The 23,583-nt window shown below is 60.5% G+C and carries 18 protein-coding genes; 4 read left to right on the forward strand and 14 right to left on the reverse strand.

The window, feature by feature from the left end:
- Positions 1–912 precede the first annotated feature (912 nt).
- Together PQR53_RS00865 and PQR53_RS00870 are read right to left on the reverse strand one after the other, a co-directional pair.
- A complete protein-coding gene (locus PQR53_RS00865) occupies positions 913–2,829 on the reverse strand; it encodes an SMP-30/gluconolactonase/LRE family protein (RefSeq protein ID WP_408450636.1) in 1,917 nt (638 codons plus the stop codon).
- 263 nt (positions 2,830–3,092) lie between these two features.
- Entirely contained in the window at positions 3,093–3,974 is an 882-nt protein-coding gene (locus PQR53_RS00870; RefSeq protein WP_408450638.1) for a LysR family transcriptional regulator, read from the reverse strand.
- Positions 3,975–4,089: 115 nt separating this feature from the next.
- Between PQR53_RS00870 and PQR53_RS00875 the strand changes: the two genes are divergently transcribed.
- Complete coding sequence (locus PQR53_RS00875) at positions 4,090–4,968, forward strand: NmrA/HSCARG family protein (RefSeq protein ID WP_408450640.1); 879 nt, start codon at positions 4,090–4,092, stop codon at positions 4,966–4,968.
- A gap of 30 nt (positions 4,969–4,998) precedes the next feature.
- Here PQR53_RS00875 and PQR53_RS00880 read toward each other — a convergent pair whose 3' ends face one another.
- From PQR53_RS00880 to PQR53_RS00900, 5 genes are all read right to left on the reverse strand, one after another.
- Entirely contained in the window at positions 4,999–5,145 is a 147-nt protein-coding gene (locus PQR53_RS00880; RefSeq protein WP_179740537.1) for a DUF3096 domain-containing protein, read from the reverse strand.
- A gap of 54 nt (positions 5,146–5,199) precedes the next feature.
- Positions 5,200–5,625, reverse strand: coding sequence for a hypothetical protein (locus PQR53_RS00885; RefSeq protein ID WP_408450642.1), 426 nt, complete (start codon positions 5,623–5,625; stop codon positions 5,200–5,202).
- A 134-nt stretch (positions 5,626–5,759) separates the two neighbouring features.
- Positions 5,760–6,776 carry a porin gene (locus PQR53_RS00890; RefSeq protein WP_408451144.1) on the reverse strand — a complete coding sequence of 339 codons (1,017 nt, stop codon included), beginning with the start codon at positions 6,774–6,776 and terminating at the stop codon, positions 5,760–5,762.
- Positions 6,777–7,018: 242 nt separating this feature from the next.
- On the reverse strand, positions 7,019–8,821 hold the full coding sequence (locus PQR53_RS00895) for an NAD(P)/FAD-dependent oxidoreductase (RefSeq protein ID WP_408450644.1): 1,803 nt from the start codon (positions 8,819–8,821) through the stop codon (positions 7,019–7,021).
- 81 nt (positions 8,822–8,902) lie between these two features.
- Positions 8,903–10,045 carry a sigma-54-dependent Fis family transcriptional regulator gene (locus PQR53_RS00900; RefSeq protein ID WP_408450646.1) on the reverse strand — a complete coding sequence of 381 codons (1,143 nt, stop codon included), beginning with the start codon at positions 10,043–10,045 and terminating at the stop codon, positions 8,903–8,905.
- Between the two features lie 309 nt (positions 10,046–10,354).
- On the opposite strand from PQR53_RS00900, the gene PQR53_RS00905 reads away from it, so the two are divergent.
- Complete coding sequence (locus PQR53_RS00905; protein WP_408450648.1) at positions 10,355–11,503, forward strand: acyltransferase family protein; 1,149 nt, start codon at positions 10,355–10,357, stop codon at positions 11,501–11,503.
- A gap of 140 nt (positions 11,504–11,643) precedes the next feature.
- Here the strand turns inward: PQR53_RS00905 and PQR53_RS00910 are convergent, their stop codons facing one another.
- The 5 genes from PQR53_RS00910 to PQR53_RS00930 form a co-directional block, all read right to left on the reverse strand.
- A complete protein-coding gene (locus tag PQR53_RS00910) occupies positions 11,644–12,810 on the reverse strand; it encodes a mandelate racemase/muconate lactonizing enzyme family protein (RefSeq protein WP_408450650.1) in 1,167 nt (388 codons plus the stop codon).
- A gap of 168 nt (positions 12,811–12,978) precedes the next feature.
- Positions 12,979–13,764: an ATP-binding cassette domain-containing protein gene (locus tag PQR53_RS00915; protein WP_408450652.1), complete on the reverse strand. Its 786-nt coding sequence runs from the start codon at positions 13,762–13,764 to the stop codon at positions 12,979–12,981.
- Positions 13,761–14,735, reverse strand: a complete 975-nt coding sequence (locus PQR53_RS00920) for an ABC transporter permease subunit (RefSeq protein WP_408450654.1) — start codon at positions 14,733–14,735, stop codon at positions 13,761–13,763. Before PQR53_RS00920 ends, PQR53_RS00915 begins: the two co-directional genes overlap by 4 nt.
- Positions 14,736–14,818: 83 nt before the next feature.
- A complete protein-coding gene (locus tag PQR53_RS00925) occupies positions 14,819–15,799 on the reverse strand; it encodes an ABC transporter substrate-binding protein (protein WP_408450656.1) in 981 nt (326 codons plus the stop codon).
- A 171-nt stretch (positions 15,800–15,970) separates the two neighbouring features.
- On the reverse strand, positions 15,971–17,089 hold the full coding sequence (locus PQR53_RS00930) for a sensor histidine kinase (protein ID WP_408450657.1): 1,119 nt from the start codon (positions 17,087–17,089) through the stop codon (positions 15,971–15,973).
- Positions 17,090–17,583: 494 nt separating this feature from the next.
- Between PQR53_RS00930 and PQR53_RS00935 the strand changes: the two genes are divergently transcribed.
- Positions 17,584–19,404, forward strand: a complete 1,821-nt coding sequence (locus tag PQR53_RS00935) for an ABC transporter ATP-binding protein (protein ID WP_408450659.1) — start codon at positions 17,584–17,586, stop codon at positions 19,402–19,404.
- Between the two features lie 264 nt (positions 19,405–19,668).
- Positions 19,669–21,177 (forward strand): MFS transporter, encoded by a 1,509-nt coding sequence (locus PQR53_RS00940; protein WP_408451145.1) that lies wholly within the window; start codon positions 19,669–19,671, stop codon positions 21,175–21,177.
- Between the two features lie 15 nt (positions 21,178–21,192).
- Here the strand turns inward: PQR53_RS00940 and kdgD are convergent, their stop codons facing one another.
- Together kdgD and gudD are read right to left on the reverse strand one after the other, a co-directional pair.
- Positions 21,193–22,110 (reverse strand): 5-dehydro-4-deoxyglucarate dehydratase, encoded by a 918-nt coding sequence (gene kdgD, locus PQR53_RS00945; RefSeq protein WP_408450661.1) that lies wholly within the window; start codon positions 22,108–22,110, stop codon positions 21,193–21,195.
- A 77-nt stretch (positions 22,111–22,187) separates the two neighbouring features.
- Positions 22,188–23,537 (reverse strand): glucarate dehydratase, encoded by a 1,350-nt coding sequence (gene gudD / locus PQR53_RS00950; RefSeq protein ID WP_408450663.1) that lies wholly within the window; start codon positions 23,535–23,537, stop codon positions 22,188–22,190.
- Positions 23,538–23,583 lie beyond the last annotated feature (46 nt).

The following is a 23,583-nucleotide window of genomic DNA, read 5'->3' on the forward strand; positions in this document are numbered from 1 at the left end:
CTGCCGCGCCGAGCATTCAGATCGACACACAGCTGCGACCCGTGCTCAACATACCCATTGCGTGACGAATTCTGTCAACGTTCCGCGTAGCTGGCATCACCATCCAGCCGCTTGGCGAAACGGACGAAAACTTGCACGAACGATCGACGGCGCGCCGACGATTTGACCAATAAAAACTGGTCCATTGCGCACTGGAAGTCCAGCGCAGCGTTGAAGCGAAAAACGACTTTTCTTCGCCACACTAAATCTCTAAATTTAGGATGACTGAACGCTCTGTCAGCTCCTTTTCACTCCTGGCGATGCATCCCGGCGTCAACCACGGACACACATTGGCCAAATCAAATCCGCGAGGAAAATCCTCGTGGCAAACACAAAACAAATTGGGTTTCGAGCCTAATTCGGACGAGACAGCACGCGTGAATAACGATGACAAGCCGCGCCCAAGTCGATCGACTCAGTCGCAATCTGAGGACGCTGATCCCAGCGCCACACACAAACCCGCCCACGCAATCTTTACTGAATCGAAAGGGTTTTGGCGCGCGCCCGGTATTACTTACATCAACGTTTGGCAGACGAATTATAAACGTTTCATCCGTGTAACGTTGCCACAGTCGAGGGTGATAAGTAGTACTTCCAAGGAACTTCCACGAAATACTTCCGATGGTTTTCGAAAGAAGGTGAAATGGAAAATTCTGCCTCAGTGGCGCGAGGAAAACGCAAGTATTTAACTCTTGTCGAACGAGGGTTCGCTGTCGAGACCAGTAATATTGCCATTCATTTTATATTAATAATATAAATAGTGGCGAACCTTGTCGACGTCTTCATGCGAGAAGTCAACGATGCGAATTTCGACGAAATCAGGAATCCGCATCGCAGTGTTTTTCGTCTAATGGTTGACCCGGAATCAAGCGATCAAGGTGTCCAGCGATAAACAACAATACTGGAACCGTTGTAGTTGTCTTTCGTGATCACATACTCACCCGCCGCTCTCAGGTATGCCCTCAAACCGTACATGGAATCTACGTCGTTACCCACATCCACCGTGCCCGCGCTCGAGTTGATCAGTGTCGTATCGAGGTGACCGGTAGTGAGGTTGAAGGCGTCGATGTTGGGCACCGTATGCACGTAGCCGACAAAGAGATAATTCCCGGCGGCCGTGATCGACTTGGGATTCGCACTGGTGAGGTTGATCACCGGATCGGGCCTCGTGGTATTGCCCGCGCTCCAACCGTGATACACCTCGATTCTTGATTGCATCGCCGTCCAATCCCAGCTCCCGGCAATGCCTTGCGCGAGAATCATGGTATCGCTCTCCGGCAGGTAGATGATGCGTGTCAATGGCCGGATGCTCTGCGGAATGGAGATGGCGATTCCCGGACCCCATGTCGGTTTGCCGTTACCGTCGAACCCTAGCAGCGGATAGTGATAGATGTGATTCGTCCGGTCCAGACCGGCCCATACATCCCCTCTGCTATCGATACAAAATCCACCCGTGACCGAGCGCGTCGTATCGAACGCGGGACCTGGAATCGACGCATCGGGAATGGCGATGTAACCGCTCGCCGGGTTGAAATGGAAAAAATAGAAGATGCCGGGGTTCTGGCCCGACGCGACGAGGATCCGGTTTCCACCGACGCTGACAAGCTGACCAAAATGCTCGTCGCGCTGCGTGTCGTTCATGTTGAGCCGAGGATCGGAAGGATAGCTAAACGGGTCGACGGTATTCGCAACGAAGGTGCCACCCGCGGTGCCGCTGTAGATATTGGTGCCACTGTAGAAATAGGTGCCATCCGTCACTGGGTCCGGCGCTGCGACTGCCTCGAAGTTGAGGGACTGAAGTTTCCATTGCAGGTTGCCGGCACTGTTGTACGCGTGAAGGTCGGTGCCGCCATTGCGGCCAAGATCCCATCCTCCGCCCCACGGATTATTGAGCACATACAGGTTGCCGCCAGCATCTTTGCCGATGCCGACAATACGCGTGAAGCGCTTGTCGCCAACCTGGCCTTTAATCCCGGTGGTGGTGTCGAGATAACCGCCTTGAATGCCGAACGTACCGGCCAGTGTCGGCGTACCCGAGACGTTGTAGAGCTTGATGTTCATGTCGGGCCCCTGGTCGCCGACCATGAGCCGTCCCGACGACGCATCGAAATACAGCGCGGACGGGCGCGAGGCCGCAGGCATCTGGATGGTGTTCAACGTCGCGCCGGACGGGCTGAATTCGACGATAGCGCCCGCGCTTTGCTGCGCGACCCAGAGATTACCGGCGCCATCCAAAGCAAGTGCACCGGGACTCGATACGTTGATATCCTGCTGCCACACACCGTCGGTGCTGTAGACCCGCACGCGATTGCCAAAAAAATCGCTCGTATAAAGGAGTGAGCCGGCCGTTGCCAGCCCGGTGATCACATCGGCGTGCTGAATGGCGTTCCATGTGCTCACGTGGATGAGAAGATCGCGTTTCTGAGTCGCGCGGTCATACCGTCCTACCACTCCGCTTCCATACGTTTTGTTGAACTGCAGCGCAGCGAAGATCGACGTGGCATTCCCCGTGATGGCCCCTCCCTGAAATTCGCTGTTGATTCCCATGGAACCCATGCTCTTGCCGTTCTGATAGATCGCAACGCCACCCTCGTTTTCATCCCATAGCGAAGCCGTGTAGATCACGCCTTCGGGCGCGACCCACATCGAGCGCGCCGTGTTGCCCACATGTGCGGCAAGCGTGCCGAACGTGTTCGCGAGCCAGTCGGTGGTGTATTGCGCCTGACATGCCGACGCAGCCACCGCGATCAGCGCGCCAAACAGCGCAGCACGAATTCGTTTCTTGACCATGAGTGATGCTCTCCTGACAGCTGTTCCTCGTTAACATAAATCACCGTAAATTACGGGGTGAAATGTGGAAAATGCAGTAGGCATATCTTTGCCGGCTAGTCGCAAGTTCGCGAGTATCGCTCAGGTTATGGCCGCTGCGTGTCGAAACGATTTCACAGCAGCAAACATGCCTATCGCGGAAGACCACGATGCACCTTGCAAAGACCGTTGCGCATGGCCGGCTTGGTCTGAAGCGCTTCGAGCCATGTTCAGGGAGCAGCCCGTCAGACCCTGACAGAGTCCGGTTTCAGCATATCCATGAACGCCCGCACCTTGGCGCTCAGCAAACGGCGCGAACTATAAAGTGCCCAGATTTCTACAGGCGGACCCGCCTCCGCTCCCCAGCAAACGAGCCGCCCCGCCGACACATCCTGCTCGACCAGCAAACGCGGCAGGAGAGCCGCGCCCACACCCTGCAACACGGCCTCGCGCACCATCATTAGCGATGACATTCGCAGAACCGGCACCGGCTTGATAACCCTCACGCCGCCGGCCTCCGTGCGCATGTTCCAGAGCATGCCAGGGGGCGCCGCAATCGACATGACGGCCCGCACCTGCAGTTCGTTTGTTTCGCTTGCAGGCATCGACGGTATCGACATGGTCGGCGCAGCGACCACGAGGCGCTCGTCACCGAGAATGCGCCGCCCGACGAGTCGTTCGTCATTCGGTGGATCGATACGGATCACCAGGTCGTAACCGTCCTCGACCGGATGCGCGACGCGGTCTTCAGCAACGATTTCGAGTTCGACCTGCGGATAGGCCAGCGCAAAACGCGCAGCGGTCTGGCACAGCGCGACGTGCGCGTAAACGACGGGCGCACTGATACGCAAGCGTCCGCGCGGGAGCGGCGCACGCGACGCGACCGCTTCACCCGCCTCCTGTATCTCCGTCATGAGCCCGCGCGTGCGCTCGTGGAGTGCGACACCTTCCTCGGTCAGACGCAGCCTGCGTGCGCCCCGCTCGATCAGCCGCACGCCGAGCTCTTCTTCGAGCTCAGCCACACGCCGCGACAAGGTAGCCTTGGGGCGGTCCAGTGCGCGACTGGCCGGTCCAAAGCCGCCATGCAGCGCGACCGCATTGAAATCCGCCAGTGACGTCAAATCCATGATCGTTCCATCTATGAGACGAGGTGTCTGAATTCTGGCACTTTCGCCCAACCCATGGAACGACTATTGTTTATCTCACGGAGTAACCTAGTCCATTCAACCCCTGGAGAAAGTCATGGCAATTCTCGTAACCGGTAGCACAGGCATCATAGGCAAGCAGGTTCTCGGCCATCTGAACGACGGCGGCTTCGAAGTGCGGGCACTGACCCGCTCGCCTGAGAAGGCCCAATTCCCCGCTGGCGTCAGCGCGATCAAGGGCGACCTGTCCGACGTCGACGCCATGCGGCGCGCAATGAACGGTATCAGCACGTTGTTCCTGCTGGCCCCCAATGCCGCCGACGAACTGACCCAGGCATTGCAGACCCTGAGCATCGCGCGGGAAGCCGGCGTGAAAGGCATTGTTTATCTGTCGGTTTTCAAGGGCGCGGAATATGTCGATGTGCCTCACTTCACCGGCAAACACACAGTCGAGCGCATGATCGAACACAGCGACCTGCCGGCAACGGTACTGCGCCCGGCTTATTTCATCCAGAACGACGTCAAGCAGAAAGACCCGCTGCTGACACACGGCGTCTACGGCATGCCGATTGGCGGCAAAGGTATTTCGATGGTCGATGTGCGTGATATCGGCGAGGCCGCGGCACGCGAACTTCTGCGCCGGGAACGTGCCACCCGTCCGTTGCCGCGTGAAACCTACGAACTCGTCGGTCCTGACGCGCTGACTTCGGACACCATCACGGCGATCTGGGCCGAGGCGCTGGGACGTCCTGTCCGCTATGGCGGCGACGATCTCGACACGCTCGAACAGCGTCTCAAGGCGGTCGCCCCCGGCTGGCTCGCCTACGACATGCGCCTGATGATGCGCCGGTATCAACAGGACGGCGCGGTCGCTTCGAAAGCGGAAGTGGATCGCCTCGCGGGACTGCTCGGGCGGCAGCCGAGATCCTATCGGGACTTTGCAATTGCCACGGCTGCGGAGTGGGCGAAAGGGTGATTGAACAGGAAGAATGAAACGCACGTGCGCTCAACGGAGGTGGCTTCCAAAAAGCCCCAGCAGTCCAATCACGATCAGGTAGATCGCCACGATGTAGTTCAACAGACGCGGCACGACAAGAATCAGAATGCCGGCGATCAATGAGGCCAGCGGACCGGCACTGGTGAGCATATGCATGATTGTCTCCTGATTCGATTGCCTGCCACGACTCGATCCAATGAAGTACGGATATCAATCCCCATTGCAGTAAACAGCTGCGAGAACAAGCGGAATCACTTCGTGAACGACAGCATCGCTGCCCGCCCGGCGTGCACTCGCCGCGACCGACGTGGCCGAGCCGGTCACCACCACGCCATAGGTTGAGTGCTTGACCGGCTGGCCGCTGCCTTGTTTAAAGATGGGATCGTCTTTTTCATACCCGAAGACAGCATAGACATGAAAGCCAAATGCCGTCAGGTTGCTGCCGTGCATGGGTCGAAATGCGTTGACTGAGTTCGCTTCGATGCGCATTGGCTTTGGATCGATCGACTGTTCGTCCAGCAGTGCGGCAATGAAATCATGCGGGCTCGATTGGCAATCCAGTTTTGAATCGAGCGCGTCGGCATTGCACACGGCTGGAGAGAATCCCACGCCTAGCGACGCAAGGGCGATCAGCATGCGGAGAACGGGCGGTTTCATCGTAGTGGCGCGATCGTTCTGCTGGATTGCCCAACACGCTCGAGGACAATCACCAGCAGATCGTTGAGATCCCAGAATCATACGGCTGATCCGGCGAGTCTGTACGGTGGCGCTCAGAATCGCTCGATCAATCCAAGCTGCACGCCCTTGACCGGCGCCCCGGGATAAGCGACCGGCAGCCCGGTCACGTTGACACCGCGCAGCGTAAAGCGCGCATCGTCGTGATTCGCCAGATAGGCCGCGCTGAAATAGAACAGCAGCGTGCGCGAGAAATCATATTCGAAGGCCGCACTGAACTGGTCGGCGCTCGCCCCATCCCCCGTAAAATCACGCACGTGGGCATAGCCGGCCGACGCCCGCGCATACGGCGAAAAGCTGTATTGAGCCGAAAGGGAACCGCCCGCGCCGTGATAGAGCGGCGTACCGCCATCGCCGTTGAAGAAGTTCAGCCATACACGGATTCTCTCAGTCCCGAGCGTCACCCCGCCGAGATTGGCGCGCAGCGCGCCGTCACCATGCGTCTGCTGACGTGCATAGAGAAGCTTGAACGTGCCGATCTGATATTCGGCAGTAACATAATATCCGTCGATACCGTTGCCGTCGTTTTCCGACGGATCGCGCGTGGCGAACATGACCGTGGTGTCGAAGCCGGCGATAACCGGCGAAAGATACGTGATCGCGTTATTCGAGTATGGTGTGATCTTCGACAGGTTGTTGAGTCCTGACGCAATCGTGCCGGCGCCAAACGCATCGAGGCTGCCTTTGAACGGGATGTAGATCGGCGAGTATTGCCGGCCCACTCTGATCTCTCCCCACGTGCTATGCGTTCCAATCCATGCCTGACGATTGAAGAGAACGCCGGGCGTCTGGAGTGAACCGTCGTTGCTGCCAAAGCCGTTTTCCAGCACGAACACCACCGCAGTATCGGCACCGATCGGCTCACTGCCGCGAAGTCCGACCCGCGAGCCGCGATAGGCACCGGAGTCGAGACGCGGAGTCCACCCGGAGCCGGGATTGGTTATCTCGATGCTGGTGTCCACCACGCCATACAGCGTGACGGCACCTTCCTGCTGCGCAGCGGCGACGCGCATGCACGCAAGCAATCCGGCGCTGCCGATGCTCACGCACATCACCACACGATGAATCCACCAGCCACCGCGCCTCACCGGATTGCGCTTGTGTGACGATGATTCAACGCCCAACCGGCCGATGCCGCAAAGATGGGTTCGTCCATAAGTTTTCTGGAAGATGACGTTGCCAGAGTGGGCATCGTCGTAAGGCAAGCTTACTATGATGCGTGGGCCGCTTCACACTCTAATGTGAAGCGGCTCCAGTTCAGCATTGCAGCGCCCTTACGGACCACAAGCCGATGTCAGGAAAGATGATGCACTTCCTGCAGACCATAAACCGGCGTCGCAATCCCCTCCATGCGCGCCTTCAGTTGCAAAGACAAATACTGCGAGTAGTGGCGCGACTGGTGCAGATTACCGCCATGGAACCATAAAGCGGGCTGTTGCGTCGGCTTCCACATATTGCGTTGCTCGCCTTCCCACGGTCCGGGGTCCTTCGTCGTACTCGAACCCAGACCCCACACCTTGCCCACTTTATCCGCCACTTCTCGCGAGATGAGATCGGCGGCCCAGCCGTTCATCGATCCGTAACCGGTGGCATAGACCACGAGATCCGCGTCGAGCTCGGTGCCGTCGCTCAGCAGGACAGCGTGTTCTTTCAGTTCGACTACATCCACGCCGCTCTTCAGTTTGATCTTGCCGTCGGCTACCAGATCGGCGGCGCCGACATCGATGTAATAACCCGAGCCGCGCCGAAGATATTTCATGAAAAGCCCCGAGTCGTCATCCCCGAAATCGAGCATGAAGCCCCGCTTTTCCAGGCGGTCGTAGAACTCCGCGTCGCGCTCTCGAATCGCATCGAATACCGGCTTCTGAAACGTGTGCAGGATCTTGTACGGGATCGACGCAAACGTCAGGTCGGCTTTCGACGTCGTCATGCCCGACGCCACCGCGCGCTCGGAATAAAGATCACCGAGTGCAAACTCCATCAGCGAATCCGACTTCACGATATGCGTGGACGAACGCTGAACCATCGTCACATCGACGCCCGCCTCCCACAACGCCGCGCAAATATCATGCGCCGAATTGTTCGCGCCGATCACCACGACTTTCTTGCCCTTGTACGCGTCGGGTCCCGGATGTTTCGACGAATGATGCTGCTCGCCCTTGAACACGTCCATGCCTTTGAACGAGGGGATATTCGGCTTACCCGACATACCCGTGGCCAGCACAAGCTGCTTGGGCCGCAACGTTAGCGTCTCGCCGTCGTGCTCGACCTCGACCACCCATTCGGCCGCCGCTTCGTCGTATCGCGCGGACTTGCAAACAGTCGATCCCCAATAGTTCAGCTCCATGACTTTGGTGTACATCTCGAGCCAGTCGCCGATCTTGTCCTTGGGCGTAAAAACCGGCCAGTTGTCCGGGAACGGCAAATAAGGCATGTGGTCGTACCAAACCGGATCATGCAGGCACAGCGATTTATAGCGGTTGCGCCAGGCATCGCCGGGACGCGGGTTTTTATCGACGATGATGGTCGGCACACCCAGTTGCCGCAAACGCGCGCCCAAGCCAATCCCGCCTTGGCCTCCACCCACGATCAGACAGTACGGCTGCTCCGCGCGGCCCAGCGCTTGCGCTTCGGCTTCACGACGCTCCTTCCAGCTCGTCCGCTCCATGCGTGCGCCATGTTCCGCGCCCATCGGACGCCGCTGGCCTTTGGGCTCTTCATGGCCTTTCAGTTCACCCATGGTGGTCAGCAAGGTCCAGATCAGGCCGTCCTTCACGCGGATAAAACCGCTGCCGCGGGCAACCTCCGTCTCGAAGGTGATCCACGCCTGAGCTAATCCGTCGGCCTCGGTCGGTGGTTCATTGTCGGCAATCTTCAGCTTGCTGGGCCTGATCGCGTCGACTTGCGCGTCGAGCATCGCGGCGATCTGGTCGCGGCCCTCCATGGTTTTGATATTCCATGTGAACGCCACAAGATCACGCCAGTAGCACTCGGGTTGAAACAATGCGACGGCCGCAGCCGTATCCCCCCGTTTAAGCGCTGATTCCAGAGATTCGAGAACATGGGTGATCGTCTCGGTTGCATTATTTTCAGGCATGGTTGCTCCTCCATTCGATACGGATCAATGAAACGTCGAAGTAATGCGCGGGTTCTGTGCCCGCTGGATAACCGCGGACCGCTAGCGCCGATGAGGCGGGACAATGCCGAACTTCGCGATCCGTCTGTAAAGCGTGGCGCGCGAGATGCCCAGGCTTCTGGCTGTCTCGACCGCATGCCATTTCGCATCGGTCAGGGCGGCGACGATGCGATCGCGCTCAAGCGCGTCGATCTCGTTCAAAGCCGGTTGCGCGTCGGCTGCGGGCGCGCGGGGCTTACGCGGCGCCGGCCGTTGCGCGCGATTGACGGGCGGCCGAACGCGTGCGTATAGCGGCGAGCCGTTGCCCGCAAATTTCATCGAGACCATATCGCGGCCGGGCCTGACATCCAGCAGGCGTTCGGCACGAACGTCGAATAGTTCGGAGACAGGCCGCGGCAACTGACCAAGACCCGGCATGCACTCCCTGGCCCGGCGATTTGCCGCGACTGCATTGCCGCGAGCATCGAAGGCAATCAGAATTTCCGGCTGGGTTTCCACATAGTGGCGGTTCCGGTGCGCCAGCAACACCCAGCAATGCGTGGTCGCGTTGAGAAAGAAACTGTCCTCGATCAACACGGCGCTATGACGCACGATGTGATTGATCAGACGTTGGCTTTCGCGTTCGTCAGGCGAGTGAATCGCCGATGCGTCCAGCACGCCGATCAGTTCCCCGTCCAACCCGAAGATGGGCGACGCGCTGCACGTCAAGGTGGTAAATGCGGCGCGGAAATGATCGGTCTTATGCACGGTGATCGGTTGCGAGTCGAGCAGCACGGCCGCGACGCCGCAGGTTCCTTCTTGCTGTTCGGACCAGCACGAGCCTAAATACAGACCTGCTCGTTTGAAGTCGTGGCGCCGATCCCGATCGACGCGGTAATCGATCGTCACGCCCTCCGCGTCAGTGAGCATCACACAGTAGTCCGCTTCGCGAACCGTCTCGTGCAGACGCGAAAGACATTCACCTGAAGCGCGCAAAACCGACTCTTCGCGGTGTTGTACGTCGCGCAATTCCGGGGCGGTCAGAATGCGCGGCCCCACTGTCAGGCCAGGATCGAGATGATATTGCTCGAGCGAGCGCCAATACGATGAAGCCAGCCGCGTGGCGTCACCGCCGCGATCCGGCATTCGGCCCTCAATCAACCTCCGGATCCGGTCGATGTGTCTCACTTGCGGAACATAGGGCATGCATGTCTCCGTTCGGCTCGGCGCACCTCGCATCAGGGGCGCGCTCAGGATGACTTGTAGCATGCGGGTTCCGGAAGAGCACATTGCAGTGCAGCATCCAACCGGATGAGACTTTTGTCTCAGTCTTTTTTGCGCTCTGATTGCGGAGGACGATTGGCCCAGTCAGCGGCGTGGAATGCTCGATTCCACCCGTTAATGCGGCAGACGTCGGGAGACTTCACGCCACATTAATTTCCGCATTTTTTTCGATTTTTGTCGTTTACCACGGAGTTAAGATCGCCGCAGCCTGAATAGAAGAAGGGGAAAAAAGTGGCGCTCACCTTGAACCTGTCGGCCTCCGCACATCTGAACAAGTCGTTAAAGATCGACGCTATCCGATTCCTCGCGGCTGTCTGGGTTCTGATGTATCACTTTCGTCCGCCCGCATTCAAAGAGCTTCTGCCTCATCGGCTGGCCTTCGTCGGCGGCGCGTTGTGGTCGGGGTCGACTGCGCTGTTTGCGGGTCCCGCGGCCGTCATCGTGTTCTTTGTCATTTCCGGCTATTGCATCCACAACGCGTACCAAAAGGATGTCACGCTCAAGCCCGTCAACTACTACGCGTCCAGATTCATTCGCATCGGATTACCGCTGGTTGTCCTGCTGTGCCTCGTGCAACCTTTGCCGACGGGGCAAAATTATCTGGAGTCCGTGCTGTGGTCGCTTTACTGCGAAATGGTGTACTACGCCATCTATCCGCTCTTGCGGCCCCGCTTTCGCTACCTTGGCGAGATGATCGTTGGCAGCGCGCTAGCGGCCGGTGTGATGGTGGCCGTGGTCCGTCTGTCTGGACATCCGATTTGCCATAGCTGCGTCTACGAGACCTATCGAATTCCGGGCACGGCGTTACTGTATGCAGCCGGATGGATTTTCGGCTGCCTGATAGCGGAAACGCAGCGCAACGCGGACCAGTTTCACGTTCGCGGCGCGTATTCGCCGCTGACCATGACGATCAAACGCGGCCTCGATCGCTCCACTCGCTACCTGGCAAACCATCTCGTCGCGCTGAGAGTGACGGTTGTGGCGGCCGGTGCGGCAGTCATGATCCTGCTATCCGAATCGAATCTCAAACCGGCGATCGTGCCCGTGATTACGCCTGATATCACGCTTCCGCTATTTCAGTTCCTCGCAGCGGTCTGGATCGCGGCTGAAACCGCCACGCCTTCCAAAGCTGGCGTCTGGTCGAAACTGGCCGCGCTCGGGGCGTGGTCTTATAGCCTCTACCTTTGCCACAAGATGTCGCTTGCACTGCTGGAAATGACCGGCTTCGACGAGACATCCCGCTTCGCATGGTTCATTCAGGTGGCGTTGGCCTTCGCGATCAGCTATGCGTTCTACCGGATGATCGAAAGGCCTTCGCATCTGATTTCCCAGCGGCTACGGAAATACACGGCGAATGCGCCGGCGGCACCGGCGGCCTGAGGCCGGGAAAGTACGGCTTATTCATGGCCGCAGAGCCACCGTGGCGGCGAGCTCGGCCCGATTTCGCCTGCGTTCCTTTAATCTATTTTTATAGAACGCTGCGCCGACGCTGTTTGTCGGCGCGTATTGTCGATTGAAGACTACGCGGACAGCTTTTGCATCTCGGCGAAGAGATCCGCTTTTCCTTCGAAGCCGATGCCCGGCAGATCGGGCATCGTGATGAAGCCGTCTTCCACCTTCACGCCGTCGGGGAAGCCGCCATACGGCTGGAACAGATCCGGATAGGATTCGTTGCCCCCCAGGCCAAGCCCGGCCGCGATGTTCAACGACATTTGATGTCCGCCGTGCGGAATGCAGCGGCTGGGTGACCAGCCGTGTTGATGCAGCATGTCGAGCGTACGCAGATATTCGACGAGGCCATAGCTCAGCGCACAGTCGAATTGCAACCAGTCGCGATCAGCGCGCATGCCACCGTAACGGATCAGATTGCGGGCATCCTGCATTGAGAACAGATTTTCGCCGGTCGCCATCGGCTTGTCGTAGTAGTTGCGCAGCGTCGCCTGCAACTCGTAGTCGAGCGGGTCGCCCGGTTCTTCGTACCAGAACAGGTCGTATTGCGAGAGTGCCTTCGCGTACTGGATCGCGGTGTCGAGATCGAAGCGGCCATTGGCGTCGACAGCGAGTTTTTGTCCGTCGCCGAGTACGCTCAGGATCGAGTCGATGCGGCGCAGATCTTCGTCGAGCGAGGCGCCGCCGATCTTCTTCTTCACGACCGTATAGCCGCGGTCGATGTAGCTGCGCATTTCGTCTTTCAGCCTTTCGTGATCCTGACCGGGATAGTAGTAACCGCCCGCCGCATACACGAAGACCTTGCGCTCGGGCTGGCCGTTGCCGTAACGGTCGGCCAGCAACTGGAACAGCGGCTTGCCTTCAATCTTTGCCACCGCGTCCCAGACCGCCATATCGATGGTGCCGATCGCGACCGAGCGCTCGCCGTGGCCGCCCGGTTTTTCGTTCATGAACATGGTCGCCCAGATCTTGTGCGGATCGAGGTTATCGCCAGCCTCGTTGACGAGCGTGGCGGGGTCGGCTTCGACGAGGCGTGGAATGAAGCGCTCGCGCATCAGCTTGCCCTGGCCATAACGGCCGTTGGAATTGAAGCCGTAACCCACAACCGGCTTTCCGTCCCGGATGACATCCGTCACCACGGCGACGAGACTCAGCGTCATTTTGCTGAAGTCAATGTAGGCATTGCGGATGGGCGAGCTGATCGGGACAGTCTTTTCGCGGATTTCAACGATTCTCATGACGGTGTTTCCTGAGTTCTGGGAGCGTGTTCGCATGCGTCGGGCCGCAATGAAAACTAGCTTATCCGCGAAACAGGGCGTTTAAATTCACCTTGATTCATTTCATTCTTTACTCCAGGTGAACAATAGAATGACAACCGGCCCGGCGTCCGATTTCGAAGGCGGGCCTTACTCGCGCCCCTCAGTGCCCGACCTACCCGCCTTCGCATACGTGTTCCCAACCATCAGATGCACGATCTCGTCGCCGTTGGTCGCGGCCACGAGCCGTTCGCCGGCAACCTCGCCGCGCCGCAGGACCACCACGCGATCGGCAATGGCAAAAATATCGTGAAGGTTATGCGAGATCAGAATCACGGACACGCCCTGGGCTTTCAGCGCGGCGATCAACTCCATCACCTTGCGTTGTTCAGGTACGCCGAGCGCGGCGGTGGGCTCGTCCATGATCAACACACGCGCATTCCAGTAGATCGCGCGGCCGATCGCAATCGCCTGCCGCTGGCCGCCGGACAGCATCTTCACCGGACCGCTGAGCTTGCGCTCGGGAATCACGATGTCGAGACGTTCGAGTACTTCGCGCGCGACCTGCGCCATGCGTGGCCGGTCGATGACCTGAAGTCCGAATTGCCGGCGCGTCGGCTCGCGCCCGAGAAAAATGTTACTGCCGACGTCGAGGTTGTCCGCCAGCGCGAGATCCTGATAGATCGTCTCGATCCCTTGGGCGCGAGCGTCCTGCGGGTCGCGCAGTTGCAAGGCTGCGCCGTTGAACAGCAAGCTGCCGGCATCGGCATGGTAGACGCCGGAGAGGATCTTGATGAGGGTCGACTTGCCCGCGCCGTTGTCGCCGGCGAGTGCCAGCACTTCGCCCGCCATGAGTTGCAGCGAAACGCGCCGGAGCGCCTCGACGCCGCCGAAACGGATCGAGATGTCGCGCGCCTCGAGGATCGGCGTGCTCATTGGGCGCCTCCGAGCCGTTCCTTGTACTGGTCGATCAGCACCGACATGATGATCACGATGCCCACCACGATGAACTGCCAGAACGCGTTGACGTCGATGAAGACCAGGCCGAATTCGATCACCGCGATGATCAACGCGCCAATCAGCGTGCCGATCACATTGCCGGTCCCGCCGAACAGACTCGCTCCGCCAATCACCACCGCTGCAATCGAGTCGAGCAGCATCGGCTCGCCGGCATTGGCAGCGCCCGCCGCAAACCGCGCCGTATAGACGACGCCGCCGACAGCGGCAAACGCAGCGGCGATCAGATAGATCACCAGCAGATGACGTTTGACATTGATGCCGGCGCGGACCGCCGACTGCGGATTGCCGCCGATGGCATAGGTGTACTGGCCGAACCGCGTCTTCGACAGCACGACATGCATGACGATCAGCAAGACCGCCGTCAGCGCCACCGGCGTCCAGCCACGGCCAAGCCACGCGAGGCCGGCATTGTCCACTGCCACGGTCATGCCGCTGCCCGCCGCCAGAAAGCCCGCCCCGCGCGCGACGCCATACATGCCGAGCGTGCCGATGAAGGCTGGCACGCCGAGCCGCGCGATCAGCACGCCGTTGACCAAGCCCGGAATCGCGCACACCGCGAGCGTCAGCGGAATGGAAAACAGCAGGATCCACGGCGAGCCGCTGCCCAATAGCGTGAATTGCGCGACACACACTGCCGCCAGTCCCATGACAAATCCGACCGACAGATCGATGCCCGCCGTGATGATCACGAACGTCTGGCCGATCGCGAGCAGTAATGGCGCGCTGGCCGCCAGACCGATCGACTGCAGGTTATACGCGTTGAAGATAAACGAGCGATGATCCGACACCTGTGCCCAGACTTCGAAAAACACCAGTAGCGCGGCAAGAAAGAGCCAAGGCCAGACTCTGCTGATCAGAGCGAGCCGGTCGAGTCGTGAGTTGTCCATGAAGTCGTCCGGGAAATCGGCAACGGCAGCCGCGTGCGCGCAGCGGCGCACGCGGGCATACGTACTCGTTCGACAGCGCTGACCTAGTTCGAATAGATGTACTGCTTCATGTCCGGCTGGTCGATGTTCGTCTTGTCGAGCACCACGAAGCCCGTGCTTTTGAACGGCGGAATCTTCTTACCGTGAATCACATCCGCTGCGAACTTCACGCCGTAGTAGCCGATTTCATCCGGGCGCTGTGCGATCGCGATGTCGACGAGGCCGCTTTTGATCTGCTGGTCGATGCCAGGCACAGCGTCGAACACCACGACCTTGACTACGCCTTGCTTGCCGGCCGCCTTGACGCCTTGAGCGGCACCACTGCCGGAGAAGGTGTTCGCGCCGAACACGCCGGCAAGGTCGGGGTTGCGCGCCAGCACCGCGGCGACGTGCGATGCCGCGCGGTTCGCATCGTCCTCGTTATATTGGGTTTGCAGCACCTTGATATTGGGGTGCTTCTTCAGCTCGTCCATGAAACCTTCGGCACGCGCGTCGGTACTCGAGATGCCCGGCTTGTTGTTTTCGCAGTAGACGGTGCCCTTGTCGCCAATCGCCTTCGCCAGCGATCGCGCCGCCACACGCCCGCCTTCCAGGTTATCCGAAGCAATGTAAGACAACGGAAAATCCGCGTCGCCCTTACCGGTCTGATAGTGGCCGTCGCCGATATACGTGTCGACCGTGATGACCTTGATGCCTGCGTCAGCGGCCTCCTTCAGCGGTCCGATCAACTGTTGCTTGTCGACCGGTGAAACCAGCAGCACATCCGGGTGTTTGGCAATGAACGCCTTGAGGATCGGCACCTGCTCCGTGGTGTTCCACGCCTTGGGCACCTGGAATAATAACTGGACGTGTTCTTCGTTCGCGGCCCGCTCGGCACCGCGGTGCATCGTGAAATAGAAAGGATCGGTGACGCCCGGCAGCAACGCGACGACTGGATGCGCGGCATCCGCGTGCGCCGGTGCCGTGAACGAACCGGTCACGATCGTTGCAAGAGCAACCAGATAGTGGGAAACGATGCGCTTCATTTTTGTCTTCCTCCTGTTGAGTCCGACGAACGGCGCCTGAGCTGATTCGTTCTGACCTTCCTGAAGTGACGGCGTCCGGCAGTTGGCCAGTATACTGACGAGCGTCAGCCGCGACCGTAGTGTTTACCTGCATCGTTTCCGCATAGTCCCGCTTGATGGTGTACGGCGTTGCTACTGCCGACGAGGCAAGTGCACCACGAACACCGTTTCCGTCTCGTCGGAGTGCGCTTCGATGTTTCCCCCGTGGGCCTTGGCGATCTCGCGCGCGATATACAACCCAAGCCCCAGACTGCTGTCGGCATTGATCGCCTGATGGTTCAGGCCACGCTGGAGCGGATCAAAGATACGTTCGAGGGTTGAGCGCTCGATTGCGGGCCCGTTGTTTTTCACCTCCAGGCGGACTTGCGCTTCTTCACCGGTCACGAACACCCGCACCGGCGCATCAGGCGCGCCGTATTTGATCGCATTCAGAACCAGGTTGCCGAGCAACTGCTGCAGACGCTGGCCATCCCAAACTCCTTTACAGTCGCCAACCAGGCTCAGATCGACTTGATGGTCCGGGTGCACCGCTCGTATCAGGTCCAGTTCGTCGGCAAGCTGCTTCGCCAGATCAGTCTCGGCCGGTGCGATATTGATGCCCAGGCCCAGCCTGGTTCGATTGAAATCAAGCATATCGTCCAGCAGCGCCTGCATGCGCGCGCCGCTTCTGATCAACCGTGATGCGGCGCCTGACACCTTATCGCCGGCGTTCAGCGCGGCGAGATACGAAGCGGTCATCTGGATGGTCTGGAGCGGACTGCGCATGTCGTGGCCCAGCATCCCCAGCAACAGATTGCGGGCCTGCTCCACCTGCGCGCTGAAAAAGCCGACCGATTCGGCGATGGCCTGATCGATCGCCTCATTGAAACGGATGATGTCGTCCAGATGAGGGGCGTCGGGCTGACACGCGTCCATCCACAGGCGAAGCACGCTGGCTCGCAAGGCGCGATACTCGGCAGTCAGCTGGTTGATGTCGAACCCGCCGCGCGCGCGCAAAAGGGCATGGGTCTGCGCCGCCGTCTCTGGAGCGTCCGGCCGTTTTGGCGCCTGCCCCGTTGATTTCTCGATCTGGGCCGCCCTGCTCTGGAAGGTCGACAGGTCTTTTGCCACGGCCTCCAGAATTTGCTGCGCATGGTCGCGTAAAGCCAGCGGTCTCAGGTTGGCCGCCGCCGGCACAAGCGTGCCGGCAAACGCCTCCCATTGCGCCAGAATGGCTTCCATATCATGCAGGATGAAGTCAGCCAATCTCATGTCTACCCCGGAAATGACGAAAAAGAGAACCTACGTGGCCATTCTTGCGGAGTTCATTAATGCACGCAAACTGATTGCGTCCTTTCCGCCGGGTCCGTGAGTTGCCACTCGCGGCGGCACACCATGCTTCGGCGGCCGGCGTTTCCCGTTGCTGCCGACGTCGACGTAAGGCGCCCCTGTCCGGCGCAGCAGTCAGCGTGGCGGATGCCTACCTCGCCACCATGTTACTTTGAGCGGGCAAAGTCGGCCTCGAGGTGCCGCGATCGCTCAGGGATTTCATTCGGCGCATGCGTAGCCGTCCGACCGTTTCAACTGGCTTCTGAGCATGAAGGTCCAGTCAACCGAGCGCCTTCGGGGCCCGACACCCCGGTTGGCACGGCGGTTGCGCACTAGCGTATCGGGAGCGAATCCCATCCCATCTTGCTTGTCCCCGCCGTCGAAGGTGATGCCGCAAACAGGTTATCGCTTCCGTCACTGCCCAGGAGCGCGAAGCGATGCAACTTGCAGACGATGCCGACATGAGTCGCGCAGGACGCGTGCGGCGGCGCAGGCGCTCACGCGAGATTTCCCGCTATGCCGGCAAGCCGATCCGGCTGCTATGGCGCTATGTCGGCCGGCGCAAGACGGCGCATGCCGTCGTGCTCGCAAGTGTGCTGATTGCCGTCGGTTGCGCACTGGCGTCGCAGTATGGAATCAAGAATCTCGTCGACGCATTGCCCGCCGGACGAGCCCATCCGGACACGGTGATCCGGGCCTTCGCGATCCTGGTCGTATTGATCCTCGCCGATAACCTGTTCTGGCGAATCGGCGGGTGGATCGCCGCGCGTGCGTTCGTCGCGGTCACGGGCGACGTCAGAAACGAGATGTTCGGCTATCTGACGGCGCACGCTCCCGTGTTTTTCGCGGACAAGCAGCCCGGCGTTCTCTCCAGCCGCGTGTCGGCGATGGCCAACGCCGTGTACACCATCGAAAACACCGTCGCGTGGACCGCGCTGCCACCCTGTCTGACGGTTGCCGGCGCGATTGCCATGATCGGCGTCGTCAGCATACCGATGAGTCTCGCGCTCACGGCCATTTCGGCCGCGCTCGCCTGCGGCCTGTTCGTGCTTGCGAGCAAGGGAACGGCGCGGCACCAGGCGTTCGCCGCGCGTGCCGCCTCGGTAGACGGCGAACTGGTGGACGTGATCGGCAATATGGGCCTGGTGCGCACGTTCTCCGCGACGGACAGCGAGCGACAACGGCTCGACGGACATCTGGAAACTGAGGGCGGCGCACGCACGAAGAGCCTGCTGTACCTCGAAAAACTGCGGCTGCTGCACTCGTTCGCCACAACGGTACTCTCAGCCGGACTGCTTGGCTGGACGCTGTGGCTATGGACTCAGGATCGCGCCACCACCGGCGACGTAGTGTTGGTCGGCTCGCTGGGCTTTGCGATTCTGCATGGCACGCGTGATCTGGCCGTGGCGCTGGTCGATCTGACCCAGCACGTCGCCCGTCTCGGCGAGGCCACGCAAACGCTGCTGATACCGCACGAGATGGCTGAGCGCGGCAACACGGCGCCGCTGCAAATTCAGGAAGCGACCGTGGACTTCGATAACGTCACCTTCGCCTATGCTGGACGGCGGCCAGTTCTCAGCGGCTTCAACCTGCACATTCGCGCGGGCGAGCGGATCGGCCTGATCGGTCCATCCGGTGCCGGCAAGTCGACGATTTTCGCGTTGATCCAGCACTTCTATGAACCGCAGTCAGGCTGCGTGCGCATTTCCGGCCAGGATATCTCACAGGTCACGCTACAAAGCCTGCAAGCCGCGATTTCAATCGTGCCGCAGGACGTCTCGCTGTTTCATCGATCGTTGCTGGATAACATCCGCTATGGCAAGCCCACGGCGACCGACGAGGAAGTACGCCGCGCGTGTGAAGACGCAAACTGCCTCGATTTCCTCGCCGCCATGCCGGGCGGCCTCAAGACGATAGCGGGCGACCGTGGCACGAAGCTGTCGGGCGGTCAGCGGCAGCGCATCGCGATTGCACGCGCCATTCTCAAGGACGCGCCGATCCTGTTGCTCGACGAAGCCACCTCGGCGCTCGACACCGCGTCCGAGCTCGCCATCCAGTCAGCACTCGAACGGCTGATGAAAAATCGCACGGTCATCGCGATTGCGCACCGGCTTTCCACTTTGCAGACCTTCGATCGCATCGTCGTCATCAATCGGGGCCGCGTGGTTCAGGACGGCGCGCCGGCGGAGTTGGCAAGCGTGCCCGGCATCTATCGCGAGACACTCGAGCGGCAGCGCAAACGTGTACCGGCGGGCTGAGGAAGGCATGTGACGCAATAAGCCGTTAGCAAGCGTCCAGTAAGCGGAGAGTACCGTCCCTGCCCGATTCGAATAGTTTTCATTAAGGGAAAACCCGTATAATCGCAAACAAGAGGTCAGACAACTAAGACAATAGCTGTCAAGATAGTCGTCAAGACCCTGGCTCGCGCCCCGTCCGCGCGGCGCCAACCCTGAAAGCCCTTTTCTCCCATTTACGTGAACCCAACCACGACTGCCCTGCCTTTCCGCAACGCCTTGCTCGCCATGCTCGGCATCGGTCTCGTCAACATGCTGGTCGCACTCGACCAGACCGTCGTCAGCACCGCACTGCCTTCGATCGTCGCTGAACTGCATGACTTCGAGTACTACGCGTGGATTGCCAGCGCGTACCTGCTGGCGTCGGTGGTGACCGTCCCCGTGTTCGGCCGTCTCGGCGACTATTTCGGCCGCAAGCGTTTCGTGATCGCCGCGGTCATCACGTTCACGGTCGCGTCAGTGCTGTGCGGCGTCGCGAACAACATGCTGTTCCTCGTGATCGCGCGAGGCTTGCAAGGGGTCGGCGGCGGGATGATGGTGGGCACGGCATTCGCGTCGATACCCGACCTCTTTCCCGATCCGCGCGCACGGGTGCGCTGGCAAGTGGTCATGGCGGCGGCGTACGGCATCGGCACCGCGGCGGGACCTTCGCTGGGTGGCTGGATGAGCGAGCACTGGGGCTGGCGCTCGACCTTCCTGATCAACCTGCCGGTCGGCGCCGCGGCGCTCTATTTCATCTGGGCGCATCTGCCCAACTTTCAGCGTCCGCACGAGGGCGAGGTCAAGATCGACTGGCTCGGCGCCGCGCTGGTTGCAGCCGTGCTGGGCAGCCTGCAGGCTTTCATCGAAGCCGTGCCGAAACACGGTCTGACGGCCGGCAACCTGACGCTGGCGGCCTTCGTGATCGCCGGCACCATCGCGCTGCTGGTGTGCGAGAAACGCGCCACGCATCCGATCATTCCGCTCGACCTGTTCAAGGACGCGCAGCTCGTCACGCTCTTCATTCTCAGCTTCCTGTCCGGCTTCGTGATGTTCTCGCTGATCTTCTTCGCGCCGCTTTTGTTGCAAGGCGGCTTCGGGCTGTCGCCCCAGCAAGCCGGGCTGCTCGCCACGCCGATTGCCGCCTGCATCGCCCTCGGCAGCCTGCTGAATACGCGCATCGTCCTTCATATGAAGAAGCCCACGCGGATTCTGTCGATCGGTTTCGCGCTGCTGCTGTTCGCCTCGATCGCCTTGGCGTTCGCGAATCCAGAGACACCGCACATGGGGATCGAATTGCCGATGGCGGCCGTCGGCATTGGCCTGGGATTCATCCTGAACAATCTGAATGTGTTCGGCCAGGAGATTGCCGGGCGTGAACGCTTCGGCATCACGACGGCGCTGCTGCAATCCACGCGGATGGTGGGCGGCATGCTCGGCACCAGCATTGTGGCAACCGCGGTGCAACACCATTACCGCGCCGTGGTCACCCGCACGATGAGCGTACTCGGCGAACCGGCCGTATCGCAATGGCAGCCGCGCTTCGTCGATCTGCGCATTCTGATCGACGAAGCGTCGCGTCTGAAACTGATCGCGGATATGAAGACGTCGGGGCTCAACACGGTCGCGCTAATCGACACCGCACGCGATGCACTGGTGCAGTCGATTCATATCGGTGTCTGGCTGACGGCGGTGGCGGCGCTTGCCGCCGCGTTGCTCGTGCAGCGCATCTCGCATGTTGTGTTTCGCCGCAGCTGAGCCCCTTTGCGCCGCTTACTGCGCGCCTAGCTTTTTGATCAGCGCGTCGAGCTGCGCCGTCTCTTCCTCGCTCAGATCGGTCAGCGGCGCGCGCACCGGACCCGCGTCGCGGCCCACCAGTTTCGCGCCCGCTTTCACGATACTCACCGCGTAGCCCTGGCGGCGGTTGCGGATCGCCAGATACGGCAGGAAGAATTCGTCGATGAGCTTGCCGGTGGTGGCGTGATCGTCGGCGGCAATCGCGCGGTAAAACGCCATCGCCGTCTTCGGAATGAAATTGAACACCGCCGACGAATACACCGGCACGCCCAGCGCCTTATATGCCGCGGCGTAAATTTCCGCGGTCGGCAAGCCGCCGAGATAGGAGAAGCGGTCGCCGAGACGCCGGCGAATCGTCACCATCGCCTCGATTTCGCCTACGCCGTCCTTGAAGCCGATCAGGTTCGGGCAACGGTCCGCGAGACGTTCGAGCATGTCTGCATTCAGTTTCGAATTGGCGCGGTTGTAGACGATCACACCGATGTTCTTTACCGCCTTGCACACCTGCTCGACGTGCGCGGCAATGCCTTCCTGCGACGCCTCGGTCAGATAGTGCGGCATCAGCAGCACGCCGCTTGCGCCGAGACGCTCGGCTTCCTGCGCATAGTCGATCGCGACGCGCGTCGGGCCGCCCGCGCCGGCGAGAATCGGCACCTTGCCTCTGCAGGTTTCGGTGGCCGTGCGAATCACGTTCGTGTAGTCGGTTTTGGTCAGCGAGAAAAATTCGCCCGTGCCGCCGGCGGCAAACAGCGCGGTGGCGCCGTATGGCGCGAGCCATTCGAGGCGCTCGGCGTACGTGTCGGCGCGAAACTCGCCTTGTGCGTCGAAGTCGGTCACGGGAAACGACAGCAGGCCTTCGGAAACAATCGCCTTGAGTTCTTGAGGTGAGGTCATAGCGTAAGTAGCGTGAAGTGTGTGAATGGTGGCGAAACCGGGCGACCGCATGGACCGCCATCTGTATCGTTAGAGACTTAGCGTACGAGACACGGACGCTTGTTATCGAATTTCCAGTTCGGAATCAGGTACTGCATGGCCACGCCGTCATCGCGCGCACCGAGGCCATGTTGCTGATACAGCGCGTGCGCCTTCTCGATCTCATCCATATCCAGCTCGATGCCGAGCCCCGCGGCCTGCGGCACCTTGACCTTGCCGCCGACGATCTGCAGCGGTTCGCGCGTCAGACGCTGACCGTCCTGCCAGATCCAGTGCGTATCGATCGCCGTGATCTTGCCGGGCGCCGCGGCGGCGACATGGGTGAACATCGCAAGCGAAATGTCGAAGTGATTGTTCGAGTGCGAGCCCCACGTGAGGCCCCACTCATTGCACATCTGCGCGACGCGCACCGAGCCCTGCATGGTCCAGAAGTGTGGATCGGCCAGCGGAATATCCACGGATTGCAATTGAATCGCGTGACCCATCTGACGCCAGTCGGTGGCGATCATGTTGGTCGCCGTCGGCAAGCCGGTCGCGCGGCGGAATTCGGCCATCACCTCGCGGCCCGAATAGCCGTTCTCCGCACCGCACGGGTCTTCCGCATAAGCCAGCACGTCGTGTTTGTCGCGGCACAGGCGAACCGCTTCGGCAAGCGACCACGCGCCGTTCGGATCGAGCGTGACGCGGGCGTTGGGGAAACGTTCGGCGAGCGCCGTCACCGCTTCGATTTCCGCATCGCCCGGTAACACGCCGCCCTTCAGCTTGAAATCGTTGAAGCCGTAGCGCGCTTGCGCGGCCTCGGCGAGTCGCACCACCGCCTCGGGCGTCATCGCTTCTTCCGTGCGCACGCGCTCCCAGTCGTCACGCCCTTCGGCGCCGCTGGCATAGGGCAGATCGGTTTTGTTGCGGTCGCCGATATAGAACAGGTAGCCCAGCATTTCCACTTCGTCGCGCTGCTGGCCTTCGCCGAGCAGTGCCGCGACCGGCACGCCCAGATGCTGGCCGAGCAGATCGAGCAGCGCGGCTTCGAGCGCGGTCACCGCGTGAATCGTGGTGCGCAGATCGAAAGTCTGCAGGCCGCGGCCGCCGGCGTCGCGGTCGGCGAACTGGGTACGCGCCTTGTTCAGGATAGCTTGCAGATTGCCGATCGACTGACCGACAACCAGCGGGCGCGCATCGTCGATCGTCTTGCGGATGCTCTCGCCGCCCGGCACTTCGCCGACGCCCATATGGCCGGCACTGTCGCGCAGAATCACGATGTTGCGCGTGAAGAACGGCCCGTGCGCGCCGCTCAGATTCATCAGCATGCTGTCACGGCCAGCGACGGGTACGACGCGCAGTTCGGTGACGATCGGCGTCGCGTTCGATTGGGATGTGTTGGTGGACATGAGAGTAGGCCCGGTTGAGTTAGTGAGCCAGCAAGTGGGAATCCGC

Source organism: Paraburkholderia fungorum (assembly GCF_046027605.1).
GTDB classification, from domain to species: Bacteria; Pseudomonadota; Gammaproteobacteria; order Burkholderiales; family Burkholderiaceae; genus Paraburkholderia; species Paraburkholderia fungorum_F.